Here is a 12,249-nt window from a genome sequence, read left to right on the forward strand (position 1 = left end):
GACTTCATTTCGGCATCATTCAGATTAAGCTTCCTGGCTTCGGCGCCCCAGCAGCCCAGCCCCAGGCGGGCGCTATCCAGTTGCTCCAGAAACCAGCGTGGATCTTTTCCTTCAGAAACATGTACATTCAACAGAAGTAAAATTTCAACAGACGCCTGACGGATCGCTGCCAGACAGTGTTCAAACTGTTCGCGGGTATGATGCGATGAGCTAATCATCATTGTTTTCCTTGAGAGACAATGAGTACCGCTAAAGCGGCATTAAAAGTCGTTTTTCTTTTTATTTATATGAGGTTAAACATACCTGACTTTCTGTTGAAATAAAGTGACAACCTTATAATCATTTGCAATGCCTCCGGAGGATCGTCATGCCCGCCTTAACCACCGCGCGTCTCACCTGCTCGCCGCTGCAAGAGCAAGACTGGCCCTTTTTTCTGTCGCTACAGCAAAATCCTGAGGTGATGCGTTTTGTCGCCCCTGCGCGTAGCGAGGCGGACATTCGGGAAGCCTTTGAGTCTCGTCTGTTGCCGTGGATGCCGGGCAGCTCGCACTGGCTCTGCCTTGTGGTGCGTGAGACGGCCAGCCAGACGCCGCTGGGCGTAACCGGCTATGTGCACCGGGAAGCAGATTGTGCTGAAGTCGGTTTTCTCTTTGCGCCCTCTGCGCAGGGGAAAGGTTACGGCTTTGAATCTCTGCGGGCTGTGTGTGATTTCGCGCTGACTCAGGGTAATATCCGTCGGCTCACCGCCACCGTGACGGCGGGAAATATCGCCTCAAGGCGACTGCTGGAAAAAACAGGTTTTCAACTGGAAGGTGAGTTGCGTGAGAGTTCTTTCCTTTCAGGGCAATGGCATAACGACTGGCTATTCGGTTTACTGAAAAAGGAATTCCCGTTCAGTTAAACCTGATTAACAGCCATTTGGCGGATATTTCCCCGGCGGCGTTTCCTCTATAGTCGCGCCGCTAAGAGGAAACGCTTATGACGGGTTATGCAATGCAGATATCTTCTGCTGCAATCGCATTAATTAAAAAACAACAGGGTCTTTCCCTGGAGAAATACCGTGACGAAACGGGTATATGGGTTATTGGTTATGGTCACGTGATTCGCCAGTGGGAAAAATTTAACAGTCTCATCACGCCGATTGAGGCGGAGAATTTGCTTTTTAATGATATTCAATTATTTGAGGCGCTGCTGCGGGAAATGAACAAACGCCCATTAACCCAACAGCAGCATGACGCCCTGATATTAACCCTCTTCAGTTTTGGGGAAGAGTCCCCTCTGCCTGAGAAGATCCTTCAGGCCGTCGCCCGGGTGTAGTACATCGCGGCCTGCGTCCGGTTTTTGACATCAAGACGCCGGAAAAGCGTCTCAAGATGGGCTTTTACCGTTGCCGCACTGATATTGAGATTACGACCAATCTCTTTATTGGACTCTCCGGCCGCCAGTAACTTCAAAACCTCACGCTGGCGCTCGCTTAACACTGCCAGTTCATCCTGAGAGGAGTGCTGCTTCAGCCACTCGCCGGGAAAACAGACCATTCCACGCGATACGGAATCCAGCACTGCGGAAAAGCGTTCGGGATTCGCATTGCGGGGAACTATCGCCACCACGTTGCGCTGAAACATTTGCTCAACCCAACGTCGCTCTTTTTTCGTTAACACCAACACCACGCGCGACGCTGGAAAACGATCCATAATCTCTTCCAGTAAAGCCACACCATTATCACGAATTAAATACCCATCTATCATGACGATAGCGGAGGGTGACGCGGATAATTGCGCCCATAATTCATCAGTCTGACGAGCCCCTGTCATCTCTATTTTCGGAATTAACTTCTGCAAACTGTACATCGCTCCATGAATAAATAATGACTGCCTGTCAAACATGATTACTCGCATCGTTTTACTCCTCTGAGAATAGCGAAGGGGGATTTTACAGAGGCATTTTTTAAGAAAAAACTCACTGAATGGAGAGGTTACAAATCGCCCAGCTCTCTTTATATCTTCCAGCATTTAGACATACCTGTTTTAAGGATTTCCTTAAGAGGGTTCCCTCCCCCTTAAGACTGAACATTACAGGAACATACCGCCTGAAACTTCAATACGTTGCGCATTCATCCAGCCCAGTTTGTCACTGAGCAACGCCGCAATGGCGTCACCAATATCATCGGGCAGGCCCACGCGTCCCAGCGCCGTCTGCGAGGCCAGCAGCTGGTTAAGCTCCGCATTATCCCGCACGCGTCCGCCCCCAAAGTCGGTTTCAATCGCGCCGGGCGCGATGATATTGACGGAAATTCCGCGCGCGCCAAGCTCTTTTGCCTGATAGCGGGTCAGCACTTCCATCGCCCCTTTCATTGCCGCGTAGGTGCCTGAACCGGGCTGAGTAAAACGGGCCAGTCCGCTGGAGACGTTCAGGATCCGCCCTCCGTCTTTTATGAGCGGCAGCAGCTGTTGCGTGAGGAAAAACGGCCCTTTGAAGTGAATGTTCAGCACATCATCAAACTGCGCCTCGGTCGTCTCGGTATAGGGTGCGTATAACCCTGTACCTGCGTTGTTCACTAAATAGTCAAAGGTGTCACGTTGCCAGACGTGTTTGAGGGTATCCTTCACCTGCTGAGCAAAGCGCGAAAAGCTTGCCGTATCGCCGACGTTAAGCCGCAATGCTGCCGCTTTTCCACCTGTTCCCTCGATTTCGCGCACAACTTCCTGCGCCTCCTGCTGGCTGTTGTTCCAGGTCAGGATGATGCCTGTCCCTTCCGCGGCCAGCTTCAAAACGGCATTTTTCCCCAGGCCGCGGCTACCGCCCGTCACTAAAGCAATACGTTCACTCATAATTCCCCTCGTTTCGGCTGTGATGAAGATTGAGAAAGAGCTTATTAGATGGTAGAAAATCAATAAATAGTGCCGTCAGCGCTTCACTGTTTCATTCATAACAACAATGACCAACACCTATGGATAAAATACACGCAATGCAGCTTTTCCTTCGGGTCGCGGAACTGGAAAGTTTTTCCCGCGCGGCGGAGACGTTAAGCCTGCCAAAGGGGAGCGTATCGCGACAGATCCAGGCACTGGAAAACGCACTGGGCACGCAGCTGCTGCACCGCACTACCCGCCGCGTCAGCCTGACGCAGGACGGCATGGTTTATTACGAGCGCGCTAAAGATCTGCTGATGAATCTGGACGAACTGGACGGCATGTTCCTGCACGACCCTTCAACCATCAGCGGTCGGCTACGTGTGGATATGCCCGTTGCCATTGCGCGAAATGTAGTCATTCCGAAACTGCCTGCATTTTTACAACAGTTTCCCGGCATTGAGCTGGAGCTGAGTAGCAGCGATCGTCTGGTCGATGTCATCCGCGAAGGATTTGACTGTGTGGTTCGCGTGGGAAACTTAAAGGACTCCGGGCTTATCGCCCGCCCGCTTGGGAAACTCTCGGTGATTAACTGCGCCAGCCCGGATTATCTGACGCGATTCGGCTACCCTGAGACGCTGGACGATTTGGCTTCGCATGCCCTCATTCACTACTCCGCCACGCTGGGCACGCGTCCGCAGGGTTTTGAGTATTACAACGGCAGCGCGGCCCAGTGGGTGAAAACGGGAGGCGTATTGACGGTTAACAGCACGGAAACCTACCAGGCCGCCTGTATCGCCGGGCTTGGCATTATTCAGGTTCCGCGCGTCGGGGTGCGTGATGCCCTGCGCACGAAAAAACTCGTTGAGATCCTGCCGCAATACCGGGCTGAACCGATGCCCGTCTCCCTCATTTATCCCCACCGCCGTAACCTCTCCCGCCGGGTGCATGTGTTTATGGAGTGGCTTACCGAACTCACAAAAGGTTACGTCGACTAGTCACAAGCTATAATTCAGTAACATCCAGCTCAACGAAAAGGAAAATGCGCGTGACGCCGGAAAATAACCCGCAACGACCGACTCAACATTTAGATTATGAACCCATCAAAAAGATGGATAACGAACCTGAAGCGCCGAAAGAGCCTGGAACGGCCAGCAAAGCGCTGGGCACCGTGACCGGCATAGCCGAAAAAATTCAGCAGATACCCGCGATTGCTCACCTGATACGCGCCGCTGAGCGCTTTAACGACCGCATGGGAAATCAGTTTGGCGCGGCGATTACCTATTTCTCGTTCCTGTCGATGATCCCCATCCTGATGGTGTCATTTGCCGCCGCCGGTTTTGTGCTGGCGTCTCACCCGACGCTGTTGCAGGACATCTTCAATAAGATCCTGACCAACGTCAGCGACCAGACGCTCGCCGCGACGCTCAAAAGCACCATCAATACCGCCGTGCAGCAGCGTACCACCGTGGGTATCGTCGGGTTGCTGATTGCGCTCTATTCCGGGGTGAACTGGATGGGCAACCTGCGTGAGGCTATTCGCGCCCAGTCGCGTGACGTCTGGGAGCGTAGACCGCAGGATCAGGAGAAGATATGGATGAAGTATTTGCGCGACTTTATTTCGCTGATTGGGCTGCTGGTGGCGCTGGTCATTACGCTCTCCATCACCTCGGTCGCCGGTTCCGCGCAGCAGATGATTATCTCCGCGCTGTACCTGGATTACATTGAATGGCTGAAACCTGCCTGGCGCGGCATTGGGCTGGCCATTTCTATCTTTGCTAACTACCTTCTGTTCTTCTGGATCTTCTGGCGTTTGCCCCGCCATCGTCCGCGCAAGAAGGCGCTGATGCGCGGGACATTGATTGCCGCCATTGGTTTTGAGGTGATCAAGATTGTGATGACCTATACGCTGCCGTCCCTGGTGAAGTCTCCCTCCGGCGCGGCCTTTGGTTCGGTGCTGGGGCTGATGGCTTTCTTCTATTTCTTCGCTCGCCTGACGCTGTTCTGCGCCGCGTGGATCGCCACGGCAGAGTATAAAGATGACCCGCGCATGCCGGGTAAAACCCACCGCTGATATCATGTCGGGCTGATATTTCAGCCCGATTCGCCATTTCAGCATATAAATCCAGGCCGTAACTTTTATTTAACGAAAAACCAGTTTTAATGACTGATATTTAAAAAGTGTGAAGCATTTCATAGAAGTGTTTCCGCTGGTCTGAAAATTATCCGCTTTTTGTTGCTTTTATGACCACACCACGCCTTTGTTACAGATTGAAATGTCGCTTTTGCTATGCCTAATATGGCCCTTCGTTCGTCCAAAAATAAGAAAATATTATGCAAGCAACAGCCACCACACTTAACGAAGGGGCGGAACACGTTCCGGTCAACTCGCGCAATAAAGTCGTCGTCGCATCGCTGATTGGCACCGCCATTGAGTTCTTCGACTTTTATATTTACGCCACCGCTGCGGTCATTGTCTTTCCGCATATTTTCTTCCCTCAGGGCGACCCGACGGCAGCCACGCTACAGTCTTTAGCCACCTTTGCTATCGCCTTCGTTGCGCGTCCGATTGGTTCAGCGGTCTTTGGGCATTTTGGCGATCGCGTCGGCCGTAAAGTGACGCTGGTTGCCTCGCTGCTGACGATGGGGATCTCCACCGTCGCCATCGGCCTGCTGCCGACCTATGAAACTATCGGCATTCTGGCGCCTGTGCTGCTGGCGCTGGCGCGCTTTGGGCAGGGTCTGGGGCTGGGCGGGGAATGGGGCGGCGCGGCACTGCTGGCGACCGAAAACGCCCCGGCGCGCAAACGAGCCCTGTATGGCTCTTTCCCGCAGCTGGGCGCACCGATTGGGTTCTTCTTTGCTAACGGCACCTTCCTGCTCCTCTCCTGGCTGCTGACTGATGAACAGTTCATGAACTGGGGCTGGCGTATTCCATTCGTCTTCTCCGCCGTGCTGGTGCTGATTGGCCTGTACGTTCGCGTGTCGCTGCACGAGACGCCGGTCTTCGCTAAAGTCGCCGCGGCGAAAAAGCAGGTTAAAGTTCCGCTGGGGACGCTGCTGACCAAACACCTCCGCGTGACCGTGCTGGGCACGTTCATCATGCTGGCGACCTACACGCTGTTCTACATCATGACCGTTTACTCCATGACCTTCAGTACCGCCGCCGCGCCGGTCGGCCTGGGCCTGCCGCGTAACGAAGTGCTGTGGATGCTGATGATGGCGGTCATCGGATTTGGTGTGATGGTGCCCATCGCGGGCCTGCTGGCGGATAAATTTGGCCGTCGTTCAAGCATGATCGTCATCACCTCGCTGATTATTCTGTTCGCGCTGTTTGTCTTCCCGCCGCTGCTGGGTTCAGGTAGCCCTGCGCTGGTGATGGCGTATCTGCTGATTGGCCTGAGCCTGATGGGGCTGACTTTTGGCCCAATGGGCGCGCTGCTGCCGGAGCTGTTCCCGACTGAAGTGCGTTACACCGGCGCGTCGTTCTCCTATAACGTTTCGTCGATTCTGGGCGCCTCGGTGGCTCCGTATATCGCCACCTGGCTTCAGGCGAACTATGGCCTGTTCTATGTGGGTGTCTATCTGGCGGCAATGGCAGCGTTGACACTGATTGCGCTGCTGCTGACGCACGAGACGAAGCATCAGGCGCTGTAAGTGAATGCCGGGTGGCGGCTACGCCTTACCCGGCCTACAATTTAGCCCTCTCCCGCAAGGGAGAGGGAGAAACGGGACTACTTCTTCATCTGCGACAAAATCGTCCGACACTGATTCGCTTCGCCTTCTGACGGCGAAATCAACGCCAGCAGCGCCGCCGCAGGGGTGACCAGCGTAGCGAGCGCGGCGGCGACCGCACCACGCGCAATCAACGGCCCGGCCTTCACGCCCGCCTGCGGATCTTTGAAGGTTCCGCGAACGTACAGCGGCGAGCGCAGGGTGATGATACGAATGCCTTTACTTTCCGGATCGATGGTTAAATCCAGCTGCTCGGACGCCATGCTGGCGGTACCGGTGACGTTGATAACCGCGTTTTCCGTGTCGAAGGCGAAGATCTGCGGACGCGCCACGCCGTTGACCAGATCCAGATTTGCCGCCGCGCAGTTAACGCGCACTTCGTCGTCACCGAAGATTTGCCCGATGATAAAGTTCCCGACGTTCAGCCCCAGGATCTCCATCAGGTTACGGCTCACCAGGCCGTCGTTCATCAGCAGCTTCAGGTTGCCGTTTCCGCTGCCCAGCAGCGCCGCTACGGAGTTACCCGTGCCGCGAATATCCGCGTCGCCGTTCATCTCACCGAGGGTTTTCTGCATCAGCTCCACGTCCGGCATCAGCTCTTTCAGCTTCAGCCGACGCGCCTGGATCTCCGCCCTTCCCTGCATTGGCTTTTTATCCCCCTCCAGGTGGATATTCGATGAGATGGTTCCCCCGGCCATGCCAAACTTCAGCGGTTGCAGGCGCAGGTCGGCGTTTTTCAGGATGATATGGGTCGAGAGGTTGCTCAGCGGCAGCGTGCTGCCATGCTCAATTTTACGTCCTTTGAAGCGCACATCCGCATCCATCACGTCCCACTTGTCGGTTTCGAAACGGTCATAGGGCAGCACTTTACCCGCAGGCTGAACGTCCTTTTTAACCTCTTTAGACTTCGTGCCTTTGCCCGAATCTACGCCAATCAGCGGACCAAGATCGGCCAGACGCAGCTGGCGGGATTCAACGTCCCCCTCCAGTTTCGGGCGCGGTTTACCGGTGGTGTAGGTCAGCGTGCCGTGGATATCGCTGTCGCCGATGCGCCCGTTAAAATTCCGGTAGTCAAAGACGGACGATTTTTCGGTGTTGATTTTGGCAACCAGGCGCCCGTCCGTTTCAAACGGCGGGGTATCCGGCAGCAGCACGCCGGTCAAATCGTACAGTTCACCCAGCGAATCCCCGGCAAACTTAAGCTGGAGGTCGACGCCGCCCATGTTCATCGGGTCGTTAACCGTGCCCACGAACGCCACGCGGGTGTTGCCCGAGCGGAAATCCGCCTGCACCGGGAACGGCGTGCCCTCACTCCTGAGCGCCAGCATGCCGCCGATTTTGCCTTTACCGGTCAGCGGCTGGCCGTTGTAGCGCCCTTTCGCCGTCAGGCCGAAGACGTAATCGCCCGCTTTGCTGTCATCGCCTTTGGCTTTACTGCCCGTCACTTCGCTAAACGGCAGAGGCTTACCCAGCGGATCGACGAGGATCTCCATGTCAGCCTTACTCACCTTATCGTCAATGGCGATCCTCCCCCGATCGAACAGAATATTGTCGAGGCGGAAAGACCACGAAGAGGGCTGCGCATTCTGATCTTTATCGCCGCTGCTGGCGAGATCGAACGTCCAGTTGTTGTTTTTCTCTGACAGGCGAATTAGCCGCGCGTCGGGCTGCTGAAGTTTGATCCACGGCAGATACACCGTTTTGGTTAACAGGGCTAACGGCGCCAGCGTGGCTTCCACGCGCGGCAGGTGGATCATGGTCACTTCGGGGATGTCCGGCGGGTTGCCGAGAATGATGTCGTCGGCGTGAACGTGCGGCCATGGCACCCAGCTTCGCCAGCCGGTTTCCTCTTTCTGGCGCTCCCACACGACACCCAAATCGCCACGTATTGCGAAGGGGCGGTTTAGCTCGGTTGAGACTTTCTGGTTGATGGTCGGTTTGAGCCGGTTCCAGTCAAACGTGGCGATAATGATGATTAAGACCACGATCAGCAACAAGAAAATCCCTGCTGTCCAGGAAATCACCCTGGTTGTTTTTGTCATTGTTGTCCCCTTTCCTGATGAACTTGCCTCTAAAACTATAGTTCAGACAAAGGGAAGCGGGCAGATCAGAGGGTGGTTATCACCTTTTCCAGGGTATCCATGGGGACAGGACGAGAGAGGAAATAACCCTGTGCCGCCGCTGCCGGGGAATTTTGCACGTCGCGCCACTCCTCCAGCGTCTCTACGCCTTCCACAATGACGCCCTGGCAATAGCGGTTCATCAGTTGCAGGAGCATCGTAAACAGGTTCCGTCCCTCCGGCGTCTGGCGCAGCATGATAAACAGATCGCGGGCCACTTTGATGTAGTCATAACGCACTTCGCTCAGGGCGGAGAAGTTGGCCATACCGGTACCGAAATCATCCAGCCACAGCGGGCCAAACTCACACATCGAGGCAAACGAGGAGTCCTGCGGCAGCTGAACATGTTCAACCAGCTCGAAGCGCATCCACGGCAAGGTGGCAATCAGCGCCTGCAATGTCGCGTTCTGACGTAACGCCATCAGGGTTGGGCCATCCACGTTCACCGACGCCAGAATACCGTGCTGCTCGAAGAACGCCTGCTTCGTCGCCAGCATTCTCAGCTGCTCTTCCAGCACGTCGATACGCTGACGCACGGCAACCTCCGCAAAATAGCGGTCCGGTGCAATACGCTGTGAAGGATTCGATGGATGAGTGACGACCGTTAACACCTCAATCGCCATTAACCGACCGTCGGTACGGTAGATGGGCTGATAGGTGTACGCTCGCTCACATTGCAGCCAGTAGCGATGCTCCTGCAAGTTCTCAATACTTGCCTCAGGCGTAGTGCTCAGCCGCTGGATAACCTGCTCTGACTTCATTTCGGATGTCCTGTTGTATGGGATAGCCTTTCTGGACTCGTCACTGAGTTATCGGCCCGCCAGGTGAGAACTTTATGTTCAATTCACCGGGAAAATGAAATTAAGATGACAGAAATATGCCGGAATACGCGCTGGCTCAAAAAAAATAATGGAACGTCGTTTTAATATAGTTGACCATAAAAAACACACAGCGCACACTATCCTTAATTACTTTGTTCAGGTTCACGACTATGTCTAAAAAAATTGCCGTGATTGGCGAATGCATGATTGAGCTGTCCCAGAAAGGCGCGGAAGTCAGCCGCGGTTTTGGTGGCGATACATTGAACACCTCCGTTTACATTGCCCGTCAGGTCGCCCCCGACGCGCTGAGCGTGAGCTACGTTACCGCGCTGGGAACGGACAGCTTCAGCCAGCAGATGCTGGAAGCCTGGCAGGGTGAAAACGTTGGGACCTCGCTGATCCAGCGAATGGAAAACCGCCTGCCGGGTTTGTACTACATCGAAACCGACAGCACCGGCGAGCGCACCTTCTATTACTGGCGTAATGAAGCGGCCGCCAAATTCTGGCTGGAAAGCGAGGCCGCCGCTGCCATTTGCGAAGAACTGGCGACCTTCGATTATCTCTACCTGAGCGGGATCAGCCTGGCGATCCTGAGCCAGGAGAGCCGTGAAAAGCTGCTGTCACTGCTGCGCGAATGCCGTGCCAATGGCGGTAAGGTGATTTTCGATAACAACTACCGTCCGCGTTTGTGGGCCAGCCGCGAAGAGACGCAGCAGGTCTACCAGCAGATGCTCGAATGCACCGATATCGCCTTCCTGACGCTGGATGATGAAGATGCTCTGTGGGGCGAAAAACCGGTTGATGAGGTCATTGCCCGGACGCAGGCTGCCGGGGTCAGCGAAGTGGTGATCAAGCGCGGGGCGGAGTCTTGCCTGGTGGCGGTTGCAGGTGAAGCCGTGACAGAGGTGCCGGCGGTGAAGCTGGCGAAAGAGAAGGTAATCGATACCACGGCGGCGGGAGATTCTTTCAGCGCTGGGTATCTGGCGGTACGTCTGACGGGGGGAACGCCGGAAGCGGCGGCGCAGCGCGGTCACTTGACGGCCAGCACGGTGATTCAGTATCGCGGAGCGATTATTCCGCGCGAGGCGATGCCTGCTTAAGGACTGTGCGGGCTGATGCCCGCACCCTAACCCTCTCCCTCAGGGCTGAGGGAACGCAGAGCTTACTGGCCCTGCGGAATATCGCTCGCATCCTGGTGTAAATCATCGGCTGCCGTTTGCGCTGGCTGCGGCGGCGTCGCCATGATGGCGCTCCAGGTGGCCTTCAACTCTTTCATGTCATATTCCGGCTCACCTTTCGGCTGCAACAGAATCAACGCCATATCCTGCGACAGCTGCTGACGCAGATCCTGATTCAGCATCTCCACGGTCAGACCGTTCAGGAAGTCCTGACGCAGTTTCTGATACTGCTCCGGCGCGATATCCACCACCTGATTCTGCAAGGAGCGAATGCGCTGGCTGATTAAGATATCGGTATCGGCGCGGGCATAGGTGGCGAACAGTTTCTGCAATTCGAGGGATTTCTGCGCCACCAGCGCGTTAAACTCCTCTTCAGACAGGCCCTCTTTCCGCACTTTAGCCAGCTCTTTCGCCACCACGCCGAGATTGGCATTCAGCTTATCGCCCGGCGATTCCACGTTAATGGCGCACTGGGCGCGCTGGAACAGCACTCGGCAGTCAAAGCCCAGGCCAATATCTTTCACGTTGTTCTTGCTGAGCGTCTGCTGAACGTGCCAGAACAGCGCTTCACGCGCGAGATCCGCACGCCAGTAACGCAACAGCGCAGAAGACTCGCGGATCGGCTGCCAGGCCGTATCCCACATCATTGAAAGACGATCCTGACGCACGGTATCCGTCATGATGCTGACCGTCTCAGGACGAAGCGGGGACAAGGTAGGAACAGGGGCGGGCGTTTCACGCTTCCCTTTCAGATCGCCAAATGCTTTGTTGATCTGTTCTATCACCGCACGGCTGTCCACGTTGCCCACCACAATCAGGGTCATGGCATCCGGGGTGTACCACTGCTGGTAGAAAGATTTCACCTGCGCGGCATCAACCGGCTGTTTCAGCGGCTCTGCCGGGTCGTGGCCAAGCAGTGTTGACCCTTTCAGGCGGTAGCGCCACCAGCCTTCTTTGGTATCCGTCGGCCAGGTCGCCACCATGTCGCTGTTGCTCAACGCATAGTTAACGGTCTCAGGCGTAATCGCCAGTTTGCCGGTGGCATCCGAAAGATAGGTCAGCGCTTCTTTAAGCAGATCGTTACGGTTGTTGGGCAGGCTCAGGTTAAACATGGTGTAGTCATAGGAGACCACAGCCGGGGGCAGCGGGCGTTTCGGATCGATGGCCTGTTGCCATAAAGAACGCACCTGAACCGCCTGCAAACTGCCGCTCTGGGTGAGCGCCATTCGAGGAATAAAGTGGCTTAAGCCGGTCTGCTGGGTGCTTTCAGTGAGGGAGCCGGTATTCACAGAAAGACGGATTTCAATGCGATCGCTCGGACGTTGCGGAGTGGATAATACCTGCCACTGGAAACCGTTCGCCAGTGTTCCCTGTTGCCAGGCCGGGTCTGGCTGGAGCGCATCTGCCTGCACATAACTGGCTGCTGCCATCATCAGCAAACCGCCGGTTAAGAGTCGAATTTTTGTGCCCTGCATGTGAACCCCTGATCAACATTCCTGGTTAAAGAGAGTGTCTCGCGACGTGAGCACTCAAAGATGACGAT

At 55.3% G+C, this 12,249-nt stretch carries 12 protein-coding genes; 6 read left to right on the forward strand and 6 right to left on the reverse strand.

All coding sequences use genetic code 11. The features are described 5' to 3' along the window. Positions 1–221, reverse strand: a 221-nt coding sequence (locus tag IM290_RS20065) for an STY4199 family HEPN domain-containing protein (protein WP_255517540.1), incomplete at its 3' end; no start/stop codon positions are given. Positions 222–367: 146 nt separating this feature from the next. On the opposite strand from IM290_RS20065, the gene IM290_RS20070 reads away from it, so the two are divergent. Beyond that, positions 368–901 (forward strand): GNAT family N-acetyltransferase, encoded by a 534-nt coding sequence (locus IM290_RS20070; RefSeq protein ID WP_193042426.1) that lies wholly within the window; start codon positions 368–370, stop codon positions 899–901. Positions 902–978: 77 nt separating this feature from the next. After that, positions 979–1,317: a lysozyme gene (locus IM290_RS20075; RefSeq protein WP_193042425.1), complete on the forward strand. Its 339-nt coding sequence runs from the start codon at positions 979–981 to the stop codon at positions 1,315–1,317. Here IM290_RS20075 and IM290_RS20080 read toward each other — a convergent pair. Further along, a complete protein-coding gene (locus IM290_RS20080; RefSeq protein WP_032104620.1) occupies positions 1,296–1,898 on the reverse strand; it encodes a response regulator transcription factor in 603 nt (200 codons plus the stop codon). The genes IM290_RS20075 and IM290_RS20080 overlap by 22 nt on opposite strands. Positions 1,899–2,072: 174 nt before the next feature. Next, a complete protein-coding gene (locus IM290_RS20085; RefSeq protein ID WP_193042424.1) occupies positions 2,073–2,831 on the reverse strand; it encodes an SDR family NAD(P)-dependent oxidoreductase in 759 nt (252 codons plus the stop codon). Positions 2,832–2,950: 119 nt separating this feature from the next. Between IM290_RS20085 and IM290_RS20090 the strand changes: the two genes are divergently transcribed. The 3 genes from IM290_RS20090 to IM290_RS20100 all read left to right on the forward strand — a co-directional run bounded on the left by IM290_RS20090 (position 2,951) and on the right by IM290_RS20100 (position 6,509). Continuing rightward, positions 2,951–3,850 (forward strand): LysR family transcriptional regulator, encoded by a 900-nt coding sequence (locus IM290_RS20090; protein ID WP_032672214.1) that lies wholly within the window; start codon positions 2,951–2,953, stop codon positions 3,848–3,850. Between the two features lie 50 nt (positions 3,851–3,900). Next, positions 3,901–4,926: an inner membrane protein YhjD gene (gene yhjD, locus IM290_RS20095; RefSeq protein ID WP_126495810.1), complete on the forward strand. Its 1,026-nt coding sequence runs from the start codon at positions 3,901–3,903 to the stop codon at positions 4,924–4,926. 260 nt (positions 4,927–5,186) lie between these two features. Continuing rightward, positions 5,187–6,509, forward strand: a complete 1,323-nt coding sequence (locus IM290_RS20100) for an MFS transporter (RefSeq protein ID WP_015571519.1) — start codon at positions 5,187–5,189, stop codon at positions 6,507–6,509. Positions 6,510–6,586: 77 nt separating this feature from the next. Here the strand turns inward: IM290_RS20100 and IM290_RS20105 are convergent, their stop codons facing one another. After that, positions 6,587–8,629 (reverse strand): AsmA family protein, encoded by a 2,043-nt coding sequence (locus tag IM290_RS20105; protein WP_193042423.1) that lies wholly within the window; start codon positions 8,627–8,629, stop codon positions 6,587–6,589. 65 nt (positions 8,630–8,694) lie between these two features. Next, positions 8,695–9,468: a cyclic-guanylate-specific phosphodiesterase gene (gene pdeH / locus IM290_RS20110; protein ID WP_015571521.1), complete on the reverse strand. Its 774-nt coding sequence runs from the start codon at positions 9,466–9,468 to the stop codon at positions 8,695–8,697. A 230-nt stretch (positions 9,469–9,698) separates the two neighbouring features. On the opposite strand from pdeH, the gene IM290_RS20115 reads away from it, so the two are divergent. After that, positions 9,699–10,628, forward strand: a complete 930-nt coding sequence (locus IM290_RS20115) for a sugar kinase (protein WP_017384186.1) — start codon at positions 9,699–9,701, stop codon at positions 10,626–10,628. Positions 10,629–10,690: 62 nt separating this feature from the next. Here the strand turns inward: IM290_RS20115 and IM290_RS20120 are convergent, their stop codons facing one another. Continuing rightward, positions 10,691–12,181 (reverse strand): pitrilysin family protein, encoded by a 1,491-nt coding sequence (locus IM290_RS20120; protein WP_193042422.1) that lies wholly within the window; start codon positions 12,179–12,181, stop codon positions 10,691–10,693. Positions 12,182–12,249: the final 68 nt, after the last annotated feature.

This window comes from Enterobacter cloacae complex sp. S1 (genome assembly GCF_014930525.1).
In the GTDB taxonomy this organism is placed as follows: domain Bacteria; phylum Pseudomonadota; class Gammaproteobacteria; order Enterobacterales; family Enterobacteriaceae; genus Enterobacter; species Enterobacter hormaechei_C.

Coding starts and splice junctions, on each gene's coding strand:
- IM290_RS20070 (WP_193042426.1), top strand. CDS start 368: ATGCCCGCCTTAACCACCGCGCGTCTCACCTGCTCGCCGCTGCAAGAG.
- IM290_RS20075 (WP_193042425.1), top strand. CDS start 979: ATGACGGGTTATGCAATGCAGATATCTTCTGCTGCAATCGCATTAATT.
- IM290_RS20080 (WP_032104620.1), bottom strand. CDS start 1,898: ATGCGAGTAATCATGTTTGACAGGCAGTCATTATTTATTCATGGAGCG.
- IM290_RS20085 (WP_193042424.1), bottom strand. CDS start 2,831: ATGAGTGAACGTATTGCTTTAGTGACGGGCGGTAGCCGCGGCCTGGGG.
- IM290_RS20090 (WP_032672214.1), top strand. CDS start 2,951: ATGGATAAAATACACGCAATGCAGCTTTTCCTTCGGGTCGCGGAACTG.
- IM290_RS20100 (WP_015571519.1), top strand. CDS start 5,187: ATGCAAGCAACAGCCACCACACTTAACGAAGGGGCGGAACACGTTCCG.
- IM290_RS20105 (WP_193042423.1), bottom strand. CDS start 8,629: ATGACAAAAACAACCAGGGTGATTTCCTGGACAGCAGGGATTTTCTTG.
- pdeH (WP_015571521.1), bottom strand. CDS start 9,468: ATGAAGTCAGAGCAGGTTATCCAGCGGCTGAGCACTACGCCTGAGGCA.
- IM290_RS20115 (WP_017384186.1), top strand. CDS start 9,699: ATGTCTAAAAAAATTGCCGTGATTGGCGAATGCATGATTGAGCTGTCC.
- IM290_RS20120 (WP_193042422.1), bottom strand. CDS start 12,181: ATGCAGGGCACAAAAATTCGACTCTTAACCGGCGGTTTGCTGATGATG.